This is a genomic window from Neptunicella plasticusilytica (genome assembly GCF_047922965.1).
GTDB lineage: Bacteria > Pseudomonadota > Gammaproteobacteria > Enterobacterales > Alteromonadaceae > Neptunicella > Neptunicella plasticusilytica.
This window is the reverse complement of sequence record NZ_CP150481.1, coordinates 2,926,788-2,944,083: the sequence shown is the minus strand read 5'-3', so window position 1 is coordinate 2,944,083 and position 17,296 is coordinate 2,926,788. Positions and strand designations below refer to the sequence as shown.

Genomic DNA, 17,296 nt, shown 5'->3' with positions numbered 1-17,296 from the left:
GAACAAGTCACACAACAAGCAAGTTTGCTACAAAGTGTGATTTATCTCTTTGTGTCCCAGCGGTTTTGCCACAAAAGCGTTTATTTTCAGCTTGTCGCTCGCGGTTTTCAGGTGTTAGCCCATTGCCGCAGCAGATTATGATATACACCGGTGAGTTGTACTATTTCAGCGCTGTCCTGTACTTTTAGCCGCAGTGCCTGTATCGCCATATCCATATCAAACAATATCGCCCGTTTTTCGTCACTGGCCACCATGCTTTGTAACCAGAAAAACGACGCTATACGGCGGCCTTTGCTGACGGGTGTAACGCGATGCAAGCTGGTGGAAGGGTAGATTACCAAATCGCCTGCCGGCAGTTTCACTTTATGCGAGCCGTAGGTATCTTCCATGATTAATTCGCCGCCTTCATATTCTTCTGGCTCGGAAATAAACAGCGTCATGGAGATATCGGTGCGCACTTTGACCGGGGTGCCTGGCACCTGACGGATGGCGTTGTCGATATGCGTGCCAAAGGACTGACCGCCCTGATAACAATTAAATAATGGCGGAAATATTTTAAGCGGCAGGGCGGCAGACATGAACATATTGGACTTGGCTAACGCCTGGAGGATCATATCGCCGAGTATGCGTGCCGTTTCGCTACTATCCGGCAATTGCAGATTGTTTTTAGTCTGCGACGACTGATAACCGGCGGTAATGTTGCCGTCGGTCCAGTCTGCCTGCAGCAGCATCTCCTTCGCCTGTTTTACCTGTTCCTTGGTCAGTATTTCCGGGATTTTTAACAGCATAATTAATTTTTGATTTAATCCGATGATGAAAAACAATATGCCCCACACCGGAGTGTGAGGCAATATTTAGACTCTGTTAAAGCCGGGACAGTTTAAAAGCTGTAGGTAGCGCTCACTGATAAATGGCGCCCCACGCCGGGGATAAAGTGTCCGCCGCCTAACTGATCAATATAGTCTTCGTCGGTCAGGTTGCTACCGTTAAGGCGAATCGACAGTTTTTCAGTGGCCTGATAGGCAACCATCATATCAAACAGGGTATAGGATTCCGCATAACGGCGCGTATCGGTATTACCGTTATAACGTTCTCCCACATATTCCAGGCCTAAACCGGCAGAGAGCTGGCTACTAAAATCATACTTACCCCACAAACTGGCAGAATGCTTGGGCGCCCTGGCGAATGAGAAACCGATAGTATTATCCGCGCCCTCGGTAATTTCGCTATCCTGATAGGTATAGCCTGCAGTCAGCGACAAGGCCTCCGTCAGACGACCTGTGATCCCCAGTTCCAGTCCGTTAACTTGTTCTTCTCCGTCAAAATGGTAAAGATTGCGATCATCGGTGTCGCGGTATTGTCCATCGGTTTTAACGGTCTTAAAAATAGCGGCATTGACCAGCAACATATTGTTGAGCAGTTCCCATTTGCTACCCAGTTCAATGCTGCTGTTTTTTTCCGGATCCAGTTCACTTTGATTGCCGCCACTGCCACCGGTCAAGTTGGTTGATGCCGGTGTAAAGGACGTACCGTATGCAAGGTAAATACTGCCATTTTCGGCTGGTTTATAGCTGATACTGGCGTTCCAGCTTAAATCGCTGCTGGAGGTACTCACATAAGATGACAAATCTTCGTCATCGTTGTGGTATTTGGTTTCGAAGTCATCCCAGCGCAGACCAATTCCCACCAGCCATTGGCTATTCAGTTCGATGTTATCCAGTACATATATGGCTTTGGTATCACCGTCGGCATAGGTACGAGAACCGTCACGCCCATATTCACCGGTAAATTCCAGGTAAGGGTCCGGATTGTACAGGTCGTTTAAACCTGGCTCATCGTTAAGGTTGTCGGCAACCAGAGCCACATAACCCCAGCGTTCGAATTTTTCCTTGGAAAACTCGATTCCGGCTACCACATTGTGAATCGTTGAACCAACCTGATATTTTCCATCCAAATCCAGTTGCACAATATTGATACTGTTGCTGGTATCGCGGGTTTTTTCGTCACTCATACGAATGTCGGTTGACTCGGATACGTTAATAAAACGTGGTGCGGTAACCACATTTAAACGATCGACCGAGGCCGTTCTAGCCTGAGCACTAAGCTTGGTCGAGGCATTGAGCTGATGTTCAAATTTAACGGTCAGGGATTTGGCATCAATTTCTTCAAAATCCCGATATAAGTTCCCGTAAAAGTTGTCAAAATCCACCGGCGGTGCAGTGCCGGCATAATCTGCCAGCGGGCCTTCAGTTAATCCGGCGCTGACCCAGGGAATACCGTAATCCGGGATATTGTCCTGTTTTAGAATATCACCGTTAACAATCAGGGTGGACTTGTCACTTAACTGGCTCATAAATGAGGCAGCCAGTCCATCGGTACCGTTTTCGACATTATCCCGACCGGCAACATCGCCATCATCGGTTAACAAATTAATCCGCAAGGCGGAACTGTTGGAAACTTGGGTATTAAAATCCAGTGTGGCCCGATAATCACCTTCAGACCCTATGCGGCCAGTGACATCGGCAAATTCTTCCAGCTTGGCGGTTTTGGTTTGCAGGTTAATACTGCCGCCCGCGCTGGCACGCCCTGTTGCTGTTGAAGCGGGTCCTTTACTCACTTCAATGGCTTCAGTGTTAAACGTATCGCGGCTATAACCGGCCAAGTCACGAATACCATCGATAAAAATATCATTACTGGCATCGAAACCACGAATGGTCATGCTGTCACCCGGAGGGGCACCACCTTCACCGGCAGCCATGGAAATGCCGGGCACGTTACGTAGCGCATCGCGCAAATTATCTACATTGCGATCTTTCATCACCGATTGCGGCACAATATTAATGGTTTTGGCGGTATCGACTAAAGGCAGAGGGTTTTTATGCGAGGTGGACTGATCTACTTTGTAATCCTGTTCGGTTTGGGCTTGTGCCTGAGCAACAGGTAGTTCCTTGATTTCTTGAGCAACAGTTGCGAATGCGGGAAGCGATGTCGCGACTGCCAAAGCTAAGGCCGTCTTGTTAAAGCGAATTAAACGGCTTGATTGCCCAATATGACTCATTGTGTTCTCCAGTTCCAGTAATTTGAATGTTACCTAGACTTTGTCAAATTCAGTCTCGGCAGTAGATGTGTACAGGGAGTTAGCCTGTTGTTGAGTGCTTGGGAGGTTATTATAAAAAAATCACTAATGCAAACAATTCTCATTTGTAATCTTGATTGTTCTGTGCGATATTTATGTCCAGATTTTGATGGCTTATTTGCAGCCTGTTTATCGTTCAATTTTATTCTCTGCCGACGATGAACAATAAACAGGTGTTAATTGCATTTTCACAGGAAAATCCCTGATGGTGTTATTGCACAAGTGTTTCACTCCGCGAAGCTGCGGGTTGTTAGTGGGTCTGTTGATCTGTAGTAGTCAAGCTCAAACTGTTAATCAGACAGAAAAGTTGGTTGGACAGTGGCTGGATATCGAGCGTCAAACTGCAGCGCTGCAGCAAGAGTGGCAAAATCAGCAGCCGATGCTGAAGCAACGGCTGGAGCTGCTGGAGGCAGAAAGTGCCCAGTTGCAGAATGTGCTGGATAATAGCCAGGGTAACAATTCAGAAGTGGATCAGCAGCGTAGTAAATTATTGGCAGAGCAGACTGAGCTGGAAATGGAACAACAGAATACTGTCGATTTTTTGCAACGTCTTGATAGCAAACTGGAGGCATTTCAGACACAACTTCCTCCAGTGTTATTAAATACCTGGCAGCAGGAACAAGCCGAGTTGCAAAACAATGCCGATACCTCCACAAAGCTGCAGATTGCGCTGGCAAAGCTTGCCAAGTTGGCCGAATTCACTCAGCGCATCACGCTCAATGAAACGGCTATCCAGAGTCCTGATGGCTCGCCGATTTTAGTCAAGCAATTGTATCTTGGCGTGTCGATGGCCTGGTTTGTTAGTGCGGATCAAAGCTATGCCGGTATAGGTAAGGTTACCGATGGTGCCTGGCAATGGGATTTCAGGGATGATCTGGATAGCGCCGAAATTAGCAAGGCCATCGCGATTTACCAAAAACAACAGCAGGCCGAGTTTGTGCAACTGCCAGTGCAATTAACCGCTGCAGGAGCGGCGCAATGAAAATAACCTCACTGATTATTATTAGCATCAGTCTGTTCTGTTCGACATCCGTCTTTTCCCAGCAAAAAGTGCAAGCGTCGTTACTGGCTGATATCAACAGCGCCCAGCAAAACTTGCAGCGCACCCAAAAAAATATTGCCAGCCAGCGCACTAAACTGGCTTCCCAACTACGAAACATGCAGGACAAGGTACTCTCGTTAAGGGAAAAAACTGCGGTAGCCCGTCGTTTAGCCGATGAAAATACCCTGGGACTGAATCAACTGGAAAAACGCCTTGATGGCTGGCGTCAGCAACACCAATATCAGCAAAACTTGCTTAACCGCTTTCTCCGTCAGCAACAACAAGGTAGTAGTGCGGGTGACACCGGCTATCAGCAAGTATTAAAAATTGCTGATGCGATGCAAGCTCAATTCTCGCCTCGATGGCAGCAACAATCGGTGATCCAATCATCCGGGCAAATTCAGCCAGCGCAGGTACTAAACCTGGGGCCGTTAAACTGGTTTGTGAATGACGAACAGGCAGGGTTACTGGAAGCAACAGATAACGGATTCAGGACTGCACTGGAATTTGACGGCAGTCAACGAAATGCTTTGTTCGACTTGCACCAGTCCGGACAGGGAAACTTGACCTTTGATCCGAGTAATAGCAAAGCGGTGGCCATGGCGCAGCATCAGGAATCGGCACTGGAGCATGTCAGTAAAGGCGGCTTATGGGCCATTCCTATTTTGTTCTTTGCCTTATTTGCGTTAATTATTGCTATTGCCAAATCCTGGCAGCTATTGCGTGTGCCAAAAATTCAGGCCTTCTCCAGCATTAAATTACAGCAACTGTTGACCCACAAAGACGGTATCGCCGCGACCGCGGGAACCCGCGGTACACAAAAAGCCTTATTGCAGATAGCTCATAGTGAATCCAACATTAATCATCGCGATGATCTGTTATTTAATTGTTTGCAAAATAGTAAATTCAAGCTGGAACGCTGGTTAGGTGCCATTGCTGTGGTCGCCTCCATTGCACCCTTGCTGGGTCTGCTGGGAACGGTTAGCGGTATGATCGAAACCTTTAAAATGATGACCTTGTTTGGTTCCGGTGATCCGGAAGTGGTGTCTGGCGGTATTGCTCAGGCCCTTATTACCACTGAATTGGGGTTAGTAGTGGCAATTCCCGCGTTGATATTAAATGCGCTGTTATCTCGCCGGGCCAAAACCTATTACCAACAACTGGAAAGTTTTGCTGTGCAAATTAGCCAGTTGAGTGGCGAGAATGTCAAACCCCTGCATCAGCCAGTAGCTGAACAAGCCAAAAGGGCATCGGCATGATAGATGAATTACTGACTAACTGGGTATGTTGGGCTATCGCGTTATTGGCGCTGGCCTGTTATCAGCAGTTGTTACTGTCATTCTTGCAACTGAAAACCGGTGGTAATCAAACGGATGTTTATCATCACCATCATATGGATTTTTTGCTGATTATGATTGGAGCCTTGCCCCTGTTGGGGTTGCTGGGAACTATTATCGGCTTACTGGCCTGCTTTGCCGGGATTGCAACCCAAGGTGCCAGTGGTGCGTTGTTGAGTGGCGGTATTTCTGATGCCCTGTTGACCACCCAAATGGGACTGGTTTGTGCAGTGCCAGCCTGGTTACTGCATCACTGGTTGCACAGTTCGCAACAAAAGCACTATCAACAACAGCATTATCAGCAGCAACTGCAACTACGGAAAGGCTAAGTATGCAAAAACGTTTACAACGTCAACTGGAACAAAGTCAGCAAAGCGGGATTGATATGTCACCCTTGCTCGACGTGGTATTTATCCTGCTGATTTTCTTTATCGTGACTACAGTGTTTGTGCGCGAAACCGGTGTAGAGGTAGATAAACCCCAGTCCATTACCGCCCAACAGCTGGAACAAACCGTTATTTTACTGGCGATCACCGATGCCGGACAGGTGTTCTACGATGGAAACCAGATTGGTGTGGCCGGGGTACGCGGTACGCTGGAACAATTATTACGCAACGATGACCGTCCTGTGGTGGTTCAGGCAGATAAAAATGTGTCAGCGCAACAACTGGTTGAAGTGATCGACGAGGCCAAACTGGCCGGAGCAAAAAACGTTAATCTGGCGACCAAAAATTAATGATGGGTTCAATATCTCAACGTAGTCTTTCGATGTTGCTGAGTATCGGGTTACTGAGTTTGGCACTGTGCGTAATGTGGTTAGGTCGTGGCTTTACGGTTAAACCGCAAGAATCCCTGACGATCCGTGAAATTGCCATCTCGACGCCGCCGCCTCCACCACCACCTCCGCAAGTTCAACAGACTCAGACCAACCAGAATCTTACCGTTCAGGTACAAGGGCAGGGGGCGCAAATGCAGGTCATTGATATTCCGCAGCCTGACATTAAAGTTGAACTGCCCGATGATCCGCAAATAACATCGAGTCAGCCTCAATGGCAGTCTTTGACCATTGACTGGCAAGCCTTTGAATTGAATGATTTGGATAGTTTTCCGAACTTGTTAACCCCGCTCAGAGTCAAGCTGCCGGTCAGTTTGTCGCGTCGCGGAGTCAATAAAGTTTTGATCAAGCTGGATGTGGTGATCGATATCGATGGACAGATAAAACTACTGGATATCGTCGAAAATCCCTATCCGGAACTGAATAGCGAAATCAATAAAATGGTTCGCAATAGCCGTTTTAGTCCGCCACAAAAAGATGGTGCGCCGGTCAGAGCCCGCTTTATCTGGCCCATAGAAATTAAATCGTGAGTTGAGACAATGATGAAATCTCCGACATTATTCAACGCTTTTGGCCTGCTGTTATTGCTTAGCGCTGGTTCGGCATTGGCAAGCAATAACAGTATTGAACAGAACAATCTGTCGATACGTTTTGCCGAACCGCAATGGCAATTTTTATTGGCAAACCAGCCATTAGCTCAAACGTCGGCGCAGTTACAAGCGAACGAAAGTGACTTTGCCCGCTCGATTCAACCCTTGCTACAAAAACAGGATTATGCCGCAGTGGTCAAGGCGTTTGCCAACCGCCCCTTGGCTGAAGATAGTGCTGCTCTGCAATTATTGCGCGGTCAGGTGCTGCTAAGTGAAAAAGATTATAACAACGCAGCCAAGGCTTTGAATGCCGCGTTGGCTAAAATGCCGGATCTGGCGCTGGCGCATCGCTCGCTCAGTATGGTGTATATGCTGCAAAAGCAATACGACAAAGCACGTCCGCATTTATCCCGCAGTATTGAACTGGGAGTGGCTGATGCGCAGTTATACGGCCAACTGGCTTATATCAATCTGCAAAGTGATCAGCCGTTCAGTGCTGTGGCCGGATATCAGCAAGCCATGTATCTGGCACCGAATAATCCACAATGGCAACAGGGTATGTTATATGCGCTAATGCAATCGCGGGCCTGGGATCAGGCTGGTGCATTATTGGATCAGCAACTTGCGACCAAACCCGATGACGCCCAACTATGGTTAATGCGCAGCCAGATTGCTATGCAGCAACAGCGTAATGAACAGGCGTTGGGCAGTTTGGAAGCGGCAATTCGTATGGGTGAATCGGATACCGCTAACCTGCTGACAGCGGCCAGATTACATCTTCGCCATGGCAGCGTCCCCAGGTCAATCAGTTTGCTGGAAGGCAGTCTGAAAAATGTTAGTAGTGAACAGTCTGCGTTAGTTTTTGATGCGCTGGATCAAATTATTCCCTGGTTACTTAATCAGGACAACGAGCAGGGAGCCGCTAGATTACTTAGTGCCGCGGAATCGCTGAAACCGGGGGTTTCTTACCAGGCAAAATTGAATTTATATCGAGGCCAGTTAGCTTTGCAGCAAAATAAGCTAAGCGATGCTATGCGCCATCTTAGCCGTGCAGTGGAACAAAATCCCGCACAGGGAGAAGGCCTACTGGCGCTGGCTAAAGTTTATCAGCTACAAAACAAGATTCAGCAAGCCGAGTTGTATTATGTGCGTGCTAGCGCCTTGCCGGAAGTAAAACAACGGGCTTTGCTGTCTCACGCGCAGTTGCAAATTGATCAGAAAAACTATCAGCAGGCTTTGGAGTTGTTGCATCAGGTGTTACGTAATGATCCCAATCGTCGTGATATCCAGCACAATATCCGTGAGTTGCAGCAGTTAGTCAGGCAGGATCAATATGCGTCCTAGTTTGATCATCATAGTTGGTAATGTGCTATGAGTGTGTCCGTCCGTCGCAGACGTAATTGGTCGCTTGGTTCAGTTCGCCAATGGCACTGGATCAGTTCTGCCATTTGTCTGGCCGCTATGCTGCTGTTTGCTGTCACCGGGATTACCCTCAATCACGCTGCGGATATTCCTGCCAATATTAACGTTACCACCTTAGAGTTGACATTGCCGGTCGAGATCCAGTCCAGTCTGGCCGATCTGCAGCAAGGTCCGTTGCCCACTGGGCTTACCGAGTGGCTGGCGCAGCACAAGTCAGTGTATTTACCTGCCAGCAGCAAAGTGGAATGGAATGACGATGAAATCTATATGTCATTACCTGAGCCCGGCGGCGACGCCTGGTTAAGCATCGACAGGCTAAGTGGTGAACTTATGTATGAACGTACCACCCGCGGCGCCATAGCTTATATCAATGACCTGCATAAAGGCCGTAATACCGGCAAAACCTGGGTATGGTTTATTGATATTTTTGCCGCGGCCTGTGTGGTGTTTTGCATCACCGGACTGGTTTTACTGTATCGCTATGCCGGTGCACGTCCCACAACCTGGCCGATGGTCGGTTTGGGAGTGTTATTGCCAGTATTGATTGTGATTTTATTTGTGCATCCCTAGAGAGATAAATATGAAGAAACTGTTGCCATTGTTAGTGCTAAGTCTGCCGTTAAGCGCAGCGACCCTCGAGGCCAATGTGGAGTTGCCCAAACTAGATGTGGCGGAATATCACGCGCCCTATCTGGCTATGTGGATCCAGAATCAAGATCGCAGCCAGATTAAAAATCTGGCGCTTTGGTACGACCATGACAAAGCCAAAGATAAAGGTCAGGAGTGGCTAAAAGATTTACGCCAATGGTGGCGACGCAGCGGACGCAGTTTAAGTTTACCTGCCGATGCCATTACCGGTGCAACCAAAACCGCGGGTAGCTACCAGATGAGTTTTGATTCTGACGCGCTTGGCCTGAATGATTTACCTGCTGGTGAATACCAGTTTTATATCGAGGCAGTACGCGAGGTCGGTGGCCGCGAAGTGCTGTCGGTATCCTTTACTCTGCCCATTGATACCGCCCAAACCCTGAACATACAGGGCGAAAAAGAACTGGGCCGAATCGATCTGACCATAAAACCGTAAAATAAAGAAAGGACTGAATATGAAACGTACATTTTCTACTTTGATTGTAAGTGCACTGGTAATGAGTTTGCCTTTTGCTGCTCAGGCTCATCGCGCCTGGTTTTTACCTGCTGCAACGGTTTTGTCGGCGGATAATGCCTGGGTGACCTTTGATGCGGCGGTATCTAACGATATTTTTCATGCTGATCATGCGCCTTTTCGTCTGAATTCGGTTGAAGTTACCAGTCCTCAAGGCAACAAGGTTGAGCTAAAAAATGCCAATACGGGTAAATATCGCAGCAATTTTGATTTGGAATTGGCCGAAGAAGGAACTTACAAAGTATTCAGCGCCAGTAGCGGTATTCGTGCCCGCTGGATTGACACCGAAGGCAAGCGTCAGGGCTGGCCGCGTCGCGGTCAGCAGGCCGACATGGCCGAGTTTGATAAAAATGTGCCTAAAGACGCCAAAGATTTGAATGTTAGCCAGTTTTCACGCCGTATCGAAACCTTTGTTACCGCAGGTTCTCCTAGCAACCAGGTATTCAAACCGACAAATCAAGGACTGGAATTAGTGCCTGTTACCCATCCTAATGATTTATATGCCGGAGAAACCGCTGAGTTTAAATTATTAATTGACGGAGAACCGGCTGCCGGTGCAGAGGTTTTGGTGCTGGCAGGTGGCATGCGTTATCGCACCTCACAGGATGCAATCAAAGCTGTTGCCGATAAAAACGGTATCTTTACGGTTAACTGGCCCAAAGCGGGGATGTACTGGTTATCTGCCGGTTATGAGGATGACAAAGCTAAAGCGCCCGCGACTAGTCGCAGTGGTGGCTACAGCGCAACCTTTGAAGTGTTGCCGCAGTAAAGTCATCTTCTATGTCTGAATCCGAACGCCTGCTACTGGCAATCCTGGCGATTGCCCTTTACAGCCTGCTTTGTCTGCTGAGCTGGTTTAATCATTTGCGTAAATCGCGTCAGCAAAACGGCCAGGTGATCAGTGACGAAGGAGTGATACTGGTGGCGTATGCCAGCCAGACCGGTACAGCAGAAGCCTTGGCCAGACAAAGTGCCGCGCAGTTGGAAGGCACTAAGCCCTATCAGATATTGCCATTAAATCAGGTGAATGAAGCGGTGCTGGCCAACACCCGTCAGGCGCTGTTTGTGGTATCGACTTATGGAGAAGGCGAGCCACCAGATAATGGCGCGGCTTTTGCCCGGCATTTTTTAACCGACACCATCAGCCAGGATTTATCCCATTTGCAGTTTAGTGTAATGGCTTTGGGAGATAAGCTTTATCAGCAATTTTGCGGGTTTGGGCATCAGTTGTATCAGGGATTGTCCCAGTTAGGTGCCACACCGGTTACCGCGCCACTGGAATCCTGTGCCAACGAAGGTCATCGTGCGCAGGAGTTGATCAGTAAATGGCAAATTTTATCAGGACTCCATACTGACAAAGTTGCTGATAAGGTTAATGCTCCTTTAATACCTGAATTTTGTTTTGAGCCATGGCAACTAACGGAGCGTGTCTGGCTCAATTCAGGCAGTCCCGGCGCGCCCGCTTATCTGATTGGTTTAACCTCCATGGCCAATAGCCTCAACTGGCAGGCCGGGGATATTGCCGAGCTTAAATTTACCGGTGGAGCGATTCGCCACTATAGCATTGCCAGTTTACCAGAATCGGGAGTGATCGAGCTGATTGTGCGCCAACATCAGTTTGCTGATGGTTCACTGGGGTTAGGCTCTGGCTGGCTAACCCATGCGGCAGCACTGAATGATAAAGTTGAATTGCGAATTAAAGCCAATCCTGCATTCCATTCAACCAACACCGATACTCCCGCCATTTTTATCGGCAGCGGCACCGGGCTGGCCGGATTGCGTGGGCATATTTTGCAGCGTGTTCAATCACAAGCAAGCCAGAACTGGCTGATTTTTGGTGAGCGTGATCCACAAAAAGACGATTTCCTGCAGGCAGAAACGGCAAACTGGGTGTCACAAGGGGTAAAAGTGTCCAAAGCCTTTTCCCGTGATGCAGACAACCCGCAATATGTGCAAGATATAATGCTGCAACAGGCCGACAAGCTAAAAAACTGGCTCCAGCAAGGGGCAGTTATTTACGTTTGTGGAAACCGTAAAGGCATGGCACATGGAGTAGACAATGCCCTGCAGCAAATCCTCAGTGAACAACAATACGAACAGCTGATTATTCAGCAACGCTATCGTCGCGATATTTATTAATTTTAGGCTTTACCCCAGATGGGCTTGAGATCGGGTCCTGACGATGTATTCATCATATTCATAAACCAGAAATCAATGCAGCCTTATATTGACGGCGCTAAAAGGATTAGTATATTTGCTGAAATTTAGCATTATTAACGGATTCAGGGGAAAGCAGTGAACAAAAATATTATTACCAATGGACTCGCATTTTTATTGGTCGTTGTTGGCTTTGTCTTGGGCAACAATATTATCAAAACAGTGGGTTTATTTGCCTTATCTGGCGCAATCACCAATTCACTGGTGATCTATATGCTATTTGAGAAAGTCCCCGGTCTGTATGGTTCGGGAGTGATCCCGGATCGCTTTGAAGAATTTAAACTGGGTATTCGCAATTTAATGATGGAGCAATTTTTTACCCGTCAAAATATCCAGCGTTTGTTGGCTGAAGAACATAATCAATTTGACTTCAATTTAGCGCCAATTTTAGACAAAGTTGATCTGTCTTCCGCTTTTGATTCTTTGGTGGAGGTCATCAAGGCCTCGTCTTTTGGAAAAATGCTGGGCATGTTCGGTGGCGACGCGGCACTGGAACCATTACGGGAACCTTTTATTGTCAAAATGCAATCGGCATTAGTAGATATTAGCAATAACGATGATTTTAAAACTGCACTGCAGCAGCAATTATCCAAACCGGGGCTGACAGACGAGATGCATCAGCAAATCTCACAAATTGTCGAAAGCCGTTTAAACGAGTTAACCCCTAAATTGGTCAAAGACATTATTCAGAACATGATTCGGCAACATTTAGGTTGGCTGGTGGTGTGGGGTGGTGTATTGGGTGGCTTGATTGGTTTAGTTGCCGCGCTATTATCGTTCTAATAATAACAGTACATGAAAAGCCACCTTTGTCTTTTGACTGATCAGGTAGAGGTATATAACTTATTGAGCTAATTGATGTTGCAGCGTAATGTGAGAAAAATAAATCAGCAAAGAAGGAATTTCACCCGCTACAAATACGGGGATCTTTTCTTCTATTAGGTTGTTATATTTTTTGAGGAATACCCGTTGATGTTTTATTTCGAGTTGTACGATGATAAACGGCTAAATAATAAAAGGGCTGGTGAGAAGTGGGATACTATTAATCTTGCTATTAAATTATCCAGAATACAGCACCCACTTAATATTAGAAAACGGGTAGCATTATTGTTTCTGCTTGTGTTGTTTCCCGGGGCTGTTATTTTTTACTTATTTGGCTCTAGTTGGTCAGTTGCGTGGTGTACATCAATCACTTTTATTATAAGTGTTAAGCAAGCACAAACTGAAACGCCATTGATTAAGGCGTTTCTGGATGACGCTATTAGACAAAAAAACACCAAAACGTAACAAGACAATGTTATTCGGTCGGCAAGCTGTTTTGGGGAAATCAATCGCTGCCATTGAGTGGCAAAACACTCCCAGTTTCCCCAATGGCAAGTTGCACAGCAGGAGCTGGTTATTAACATCTTAAGCGCAACTATATCGAAACGTTGGACTATTCGCCGCGTGATCCGTATCGGGTTTATCCTGTGGGCACTGATCGCGATGTTATGGTTGGCCAATTCGGTGCGAACGCAGGGTGTTGATAAATCGACGTTACAAAGTAATAGCCTGATCTCGGTTCAGAACAATGCAACCAGCTTGGCTTTTCTGCCGTCTTCACCTAACAGTCACGCTGGATTGATTTTTATTTGTGGTTCGGGTGTGGCCGCTGAGGCTTACGCACCTTTACTTAGACCTATTGCGGAAGATGGCACGCCTGTTTTTATCGTGAAGCTACCTTATCGTTTTGCTCCTCGTGACACAGATAAGAATGCGGCAATAGGGCGGGTAGATAAGGTGATGGTGTCCCATCCGGAAGTCAAATATTGGGTGGTTGCCGGTCACTCGCTTGGAGGGGCATTGACTGCCAAATTGGCAATGGAAACCCCGGAGTTGCTGTCCGCGATTATCTTGATAGCCACAACACACCCTAAGGACTACGACTTGTCCAGGTTAGATATTCCAGTCATAAAAATTTATGCTTCAAATGATGGCATCGCACCGTTAGAACGCGTTCTCGCCAACAAAGATCGGCTCCCTTCGCATACCCGGTGGCTGGAATTGAAAGGAGGGAATCACTCACAGTTTGGCCGCTATGGCCATCAATTGCTTGATGGTACTGCAACCATTAGTCGTGAAGAGCAGGAAGCTTTTACCCGATCAGCGATACGTCGTGTACTCGCCGATATAAAAAAGGGATAGTTAACTTTTAATAAATAACCCCAGCTCGGGATAAGCTACGCCTCTCAATAACGCTCTTTTTGCACCTAGCAGCGTTGGGCTTTCTAGTCATAGCCCGCTATGACGTACGAGACTCCGCCTTGCCAAGCACAAAAATATCGTCATTGAGTAAACTATTTATTCAACAATGGTTGAGTGAACAATATAACCATCTGAATTATTTACCCTTTGTAAATATAAATGACATTTCTTATCCCGAGTTGGGATTAAACAGACTCAATGTTTAAACCCGGTAATAAAACACCTACAAAATCGCATGGGGCAGATAGAGTGACATATCTTGGGTAATCGCAGATTTATCTTCACGTACGGATATTCCGGCTGGTGGTTGTCGATGAACCCGAAATAGCACCTACCGTTACTATTCAAATGTTTGACCAAGTTACCAAGTATTTTGTGGCTCCCACATCTGATGAAGGTTTTAATATTACGTTAGTGGTAAACAAGCCATAAAATTGTGATGTCACGCTTCTCCAACGATTCATTGGCTATCACTGTCAATCAAATCAGTGGTGTAACCCTAATCACTTTCTCCTTACGCGCAGCTCTGCCGTTATTATCCCAGACAATCAGGGTAACTCTGTATGTTCCGGGCTTAGTGTAGGTGAAGGTAGGGGCGTTTTCGTTGCTGGGGAGACCATCATCAAAATCCCACAATACATGCGCGATACTGCCTGCCGAATCCTTGGGAACAGATGAATTGATAAATTGAATTGGGGTATTCATCTTAACAGTTGCGTCACTGCTGAAGTCGGCGACAGGTATCATTTTATTGTCAAATCCTGTTGAGGCTGGTGCTGCATCGCCACCATTGTTACTCACAATATTATCGCTCCATTGCAGCTCCTTACCCGGGTAAGGCGTAATGGCGGCCTGCTTATTGCCCATTATCTTGTTGTTGATAAAGGTAAATTGGTCAATATCGCTGCCATTAAACTCAATACCTGCCCCCTGATTGTTGTTGATGGTATTTTGTTCCAGAGTGATGTGATGACTATTGCCATTAACTCTAAAACCGTGTCCCTGATCGGGGTAAGAGGATTGGGGATGATTCCTGTAAGTATCAGAAAACGTATTGTGGTAAAAATAATGGTAACTGAGTCCCTGTGATTCTCCTTGTAATTGTGCGCCCCAGTCCGCCGCATGTTTGATGGTGTTACGTCCCCAAAAAATATATTCCTTTGGATAATTTATTGATATGGAAATACCGGTTTTTGTGCCGCCATCAACCAGATTGTCGGTAAATATATTATTGGTGCCGCCAGCCAGTTCGAGCGCGGCATATTTCCAGTCTGAGGATTTATCGGTCGTTATTTTGTTGCGACGTATGGCGCTGTAGTTGGTTTTATCCAGACTAATCCAGTGATCCACGATGTTGTCTTCAATAATGGCGCGGTTACATTCGGTATGTACCTCAATGGATAAACCTTCAGCTGCTTTGCCAATACCACTTATATGATTTTCACGGATAACTAAATCGGTCGAGCCTTGATTGGCGAGTATTCCTCCACGCCCGGTTTCGGTGATGGTGTTTGTTAATACCTGGTTGTGTGAAGATCCATTAGCCAGCCGAATTGCCGCTCCCCATTGTGAGTTAAGCCCAATATTGCTGAAGGTGTTATCCGATATTTCGCTATGGGTTACCGCATCTTTCCAATTGGTATTGCCAGAAAACAGAATGCCATGCGGTCCGAACCCCTCGTGTACCAGGTTTTTTATGGTTAGTTGATGCAGTTTATGGCCACTGCCTTTCTCGGCAAAAATGGCATTTGCCACATCATGGCTATTGCCATCCAGAGTCAGTGACGTTATTTCCACATTGGATACATCGGATAGACTCAGCATGGAATAGGTGATTTGCCCACTAAACTGGATAATCGCATTGCTTTGAGATTGACCAGTAAGGTGAATACCCGTTTTTAACCGAAGAGAACGACTGATGTTATAAACCCCGTCGGGAATAAATACCTTGTCACCAGAGGTTGCTTTATTGATGGCTTGTTGAATGCTGACGACATCGTCACTATTGTCATTTGCTGTTGCGCCATAATCTGCCACGTTAATTGTTGCGCTGTGGGCTGCACTCTGTCCAACCGAGAGCTGCAGCAGTCCGAAAACTAGGAATAGCCCAATAAATTTGTGAAGATGGCTACCCATCATTATTGTCCCTACAAAATCACATGGGGCAGATAGCGTGACATATCCTGGGTAATCGCAGATTTATCTTCACGTACGGATATTCCGGCAGGTTGGTCATCGACCAACCAGGAGCCAATTAAGGTGTGGTTATCGCCAAATTTGGGCAACGCGTGCCAGGCCTGATAAATAAAACCTTCTTCACCGTATGGGCCGTCGGCTGCCAGGACGGTTTCGCCGTTTTTTATCACACTGACGTTGGCGCCTTCGCGCGAGAAAATCGGCTTTTTGACTAACTGGCTGCAATCGGCTTGGGCGAGTTCGTCCTCAAACCAGGCGGGCAACAGATTGGGATGCTTGGGGAAGCGTTTCCACAGCATCGGCATCAGTGCTTTATTGGATAATATGGATTTCCATAGCGGTTCTATCCAGTTTACGCTGGCACGCTCTATATACTGAGCAAAGTCTTCGCGTTGCATAAATTCCCAGGGGTAGAGCTTGAACAAGGTATTGATCACACCATCGCTTAAATCGGTAAAGTAATCGTCTTCACCCAGACCAATATCTTCAATAAAAACAAAGTCGTTTTTAAGGCCTGCCTCGGCCGCGCAGTCTTGCAGATATTGCACAGTGCCGCGATCCTCTGAGGTGTCCTGACAGCAGGCAAAGTGCATCTGGTTTATCTGGTAATGTTGTGCGATTTGGGCAAAACGGTTGATCAGCTTTTCCTGCAAGGAGTTAAATTGATCGGCACGACGGTTAATCAGGCCGCTATTAACCTGATCCTGCAGCCACAGCCATTGCCAGAAGCCGGATTCGTACAAGGAGGTGGGCGTATCAGCGTTATTTTCGTATAACTTGGCAGGAGACTTGCCGTCATAGGCGAAATCAAGACGCGAATATAAACTGGGATCTTGCCGTTGCCAAGAATCCGCCACAGGTTGCCAGAAAGCTTCCGGGATCTGAAATTTTTGCAGCAGTGCTTCGCTGTTCACTACCTCATCAACAATCTGTAAACACATCTGATGAATATCGGCGGTGGGATCTTCAATATCCTGTTCGATTTGTTGTAACGAGAACTGGTAATAGGCCGATTCGTCCCAGTAGGGTTCGCCGTACAGGGTGTGAAAATGAAAACCAAAATCGCGCGCCTGCTGCTGCCAGTCCTGTCGTTGGGCAATGGATAATCTGAACAT

Annotated in this window: 17 protein-coding genes; 13 read left to right on the top strand and 4 right to left on the bottom strand. The window is 47.0% G+C overall.

Annotated features, from left to right (window positions below; all coding sequences use genetic code 11):
• Positions 1-107: 107 nt before the first annotated feature.
• Both V1467_RS13185 and V1467_RS13180 read right to left on the bottom strand, forming a co-directional pair.
• A complete protein-coding gene (locus V1467_RS13185; protein WP_416305436.1) occupies positions 108-788 on the bottom strand; it encodes a Fe2+-dependent dioxygenase in 681 nt (226 codons plus the stop codon).
• 92 nt (positions 789-880) lie between these two features.
• Positions 881-3,058 carry a TonB-dependent receptor gene (locus tag V1467_RS13180; RefSeq protein WP_416305435.1) on the bottom strand — a complete coding sequence of 726 codons (2,178 nt, stop codon included), beginning with the start codon at positions 3,056-3,058 and terminating at the stop codon, positions 881-883.
• Between the two features lie 283 nt (positions 3,059-3,341).
• On the opposite strand from V1467_RS13180, the gene V1467_RS13175 reads away from it, so the two are divergent.
• From V1467_RS13175 to V1467_RS13115, 13 genes are all read left to right on the top strand, one after another.
• The gene (locus V1467_RS13175; protein ID WP_416305434.1) at positions 3,342-4,118 is read left to right on the top strand and encodes a DUF3450 family protein; all 777 of its coding nucleotides are present in this window, start codon (positions 3,342-3,344) and stop codon (positions 4,116-4,118) included.
• Complete coding sequence (locus V1467_RS13170) at positions 4,115-5,437, top strand: MotA/TolQ/ExbB proton channel family protein (RefSeq protein WP_416305433.1); 1,323 nt, start codon at positions 4,115-4,117, stop codon at positions 5,435-5,437. The genes V1467_RS13175 and V1467_RS13170 overlap by 4 nt, the downstream gene beginning before the upstream one ends.
• Complete coding sequence (locus V1467_RS13165; protein WP_416305432.1) at positions 5,434-5,844, top strand: MotA/TolQ/ExbB proton channel family protein; 411 nt, start codon at positions 5,434-5,436, stop codon at positions 5,842-5,844. The genes V1467_RS13170 and V1467_RS13165 overlap by 4 nt, the downstream gene beginning before the upstream one ends.
• Positions 5,845-5,846: 2 nt before the next feature.
• Positions 5,847-6,251 carry an ExbD/TolR family protein gene (locus V1467_RS13160; RefSeq protein WP_416305431.1) on the top strand — a complete coding sequence of 135 codons (405 nt, stop codon included), beginning with the start codon at positions 5,847-5,849 and terminating at the stop codon, positions 6,249-6,251.
• Positions 6,251-6,880, top strand: a complete 630-nt coding sequence (locus tag V1467_RS13155; RefSeq protein ID WP_416305430.1) for a hypothetical protein — start codon at positions 6,251-6,253, stop codon at positions 6,878-6,880. The genes V1467_RS13160 and V1467_RS13155 overlap by 1 nt, the downstream gene beginning before the upstream one ends.
• Positions 6,881-6,889: 9 nt before the next feature.
• Positions 6,890-8,284: a tetratricopeptide repeat protein gene (locus tag V1467_RS13150; RefSeq protein WP_416305429.1), complete on the top strand. Its 1,395-nt coding sequence runs from the start codon at positions 6,890-6,892 to the stop codon at positions 8,282-8,284.
• A gap of 27 nt (positions 8,285-8,311) precedes the next feature.
• Positions 8,312-8,932 (top strand): PepSY-associated TM helix domain-containing protein, encoded by a 621-nt coding sequence (locus tag V1467_RS13145; protein ID WP_416305428.1) that lies wholly within the window; start codon positions 8,312-8,314, stop codon positions 8,930-8,932.
• A gap of 10 nt (positions 8,933-8,942) precedes the next feature.
• Positions 8,943-9,446, top strand: a complete 504-nt coding sequence (locus tag V1467_RS13140) for a DUF2271 domain-containing protein (RefSeq protein WP_416305427.1) — start codon at positions 8,943-8,945, stop codon at positions 9,444-9,446.
• Positions 9,447-9,465: 19 nt separating this feature from the next.
• Positions 9,466-10,293, top strand: a complete 828-nt coding sequence (locus tag V1467_RS13135) for a DUF4198 domain-containing protein (protein ID WP_416305426.1) — start codon at positions 9,466-9,468, stop codon at positions 10,291-10,293.
• 11 nt (positions 10,294-10,304) lie between these two features.
• Positions 10,305-11,663: a sulfite reductase subunit alpha gene (locus V1467_RS13130; RefSeq protein ID WP_416305425.1), complete on the top strand. Its 1,359-nt coding sequence runs from the start codon at positions 10,305-10,307 to the stop codon at positions 11,661-11,663.
• 156 nt (positions 11,664-11,819) lie between these two features.
• Positions 11,820-12,524, top strand: coding sequence for a DUF445 family protein (locus tag V1467_RS13125; RefSeq protein WP_416305424.1), 705 nt, complete (start codon positions 11,820-11,822; stop codon positions 12,522-12,524).
• Between the two features lie 189 nt (positions 12,525-12,713).
• On the top strand, positions 12,714-13,028 hold the full coding sequence (locus V1467_RS13120) for a hypothetical protein (protein ID WP_416305423.1): 315 nt from the start codon (positions 12,714-12,716) through the stop codon (positions 13,026-13,028).
• A 57-nt stretch (positions 13,029-13,085) separates the two neighbouring features.
• Positions 13,086-13,925 carry an alpha/beta hydrolase gene (locus V1467_RS13115; protein ID WP_416305422.1) on the top strand — a complete coding sequence of 280 codons (840 nt, stop codon included), beginning with the start codon at positions 13,086-13,088 and terminating at the stop codon, positions 13,923-13,925.
• 540 nt (positions 13,926-14,465) lie between these two features.
• Here V1467_RS13115 and V1467_RS13110 read toward each other — a convergent pair.
• On the bottom strand, positions 14,466-16,022 hold the full coding sequence (locus tag V1467_RS13110; protein WP_416305421.1) for a right-handed parallel beta-helix repeat-containing protein: 1,557 nt from the start codon (positions 16,020-16,022) through the stop codon (positions 14,466-14,468).
• Between the two features lie 110 nt (positions 16,023-16,132).
• Positions 16,133-17,296 carry a glutathionylspermidine synthase family protein gene (locus V1467_RS13105; RefSeq protein WP_416305420.1) on the bottom strand — a complete coding sequence of 388 codons (1,164 nt, stop codon included), beginning with the start codon at positions 17,294-17,296 and terminating at the stop codon, positions 16,133-16,135.

Coding starts and splice junctions, on each gene's coding strand:
- V1467_RS13155 (WP_416305430.1), top strand. CDS start 6,251: ATGATGGGTTCAATATCTCAACGTAGTCTTTCGATGTTGCTGAGTATC.
- V1467_RS13165 (WP_416305432.1), top strand. CDS start 5,434: ATGATAGATGAATTACTGACTAACTGGGTATGTTGGGCTATCGCGTTA.
- V1467_RS13185 (WP_416305436.1), bottom strand. CDS start 788: ATGCTGTTAAAAATCCCGGAAATACTGACCAAGGAACAGGTAAAACAG.
- V1467_RS13170 (WP_416305433.1), top strand. CDS start 4,115: ATGAAAATAACCTCACTGATTATTATTAGCATCAGTCTGTTCTGTTCG.
- V1467_RS13140 (WP_416305427.1), top strand. CDS start 8,943: ATGAAGAAACTGTTGCCATTGTTAGTGCTAAGTCTGCCGTTAAGCGCA.
- V1467_RS13120 (WP_416305423.1), top strand. CDS start 12,714: ATGTTTTATTTCGAGTTGTACGATGATAAACGGCTAAATAATAAAAGG.
- V1467_RS13145 (WP_416305428.1), top strand. CDS start 8,312: ATGAGTGTGTCCGTCCGTCGCAGACGTAATTGGTCGCTTGGTTCAGTT.
- V1467_RS13175 (WP_416305434.1), top strand. CDS start 3,342: ATGGTGTTATTGCACAAGTGTTTCACTCCGCGAAGCTGCGGGTTGTTA.
- V1467_RS13130 (WP_416305425.1), top strand. CDS start 10,305: ATGTCTGAATCCGAACGCCTGCTACTGGCAATCCTGGCGATTGCCCTT.
- V1467_RS13105 (WP_416305420.1), bottom strand. CDS start 17,296: ATGTTCAGATTATCCATTGCCCAACGACAGGACTGGCAGCAGCAGGCG.
- V1467_RS13160 (WP_416305431.1), top strand. CDS start 5,847: ATGCAAAAACGTTTACAACGTCAACTGGAACAAAGTCAGCAAAGCGGG.
- V1467_RS13180 (WP_416305435.1), bottom strand. CDS start 3,058: ATGAGTCATATTGGGCAATCAAGCCGTTTAATTCGCTTTAACAAGACG.
- V1467_RS13135 (WP_416305426.1), top strand. CDS start 9,466: ATGAAACGTACATTTTCTACTTTGATTGTAAGTGCACTGGTAATGAGT.
- V1467_RS13150 (WP_416305429.1), top strand. CDS start 6,890: ATGATGAAATCTCCGACATTATTCAACGCTTTTGGCCTGCTGTTATTG.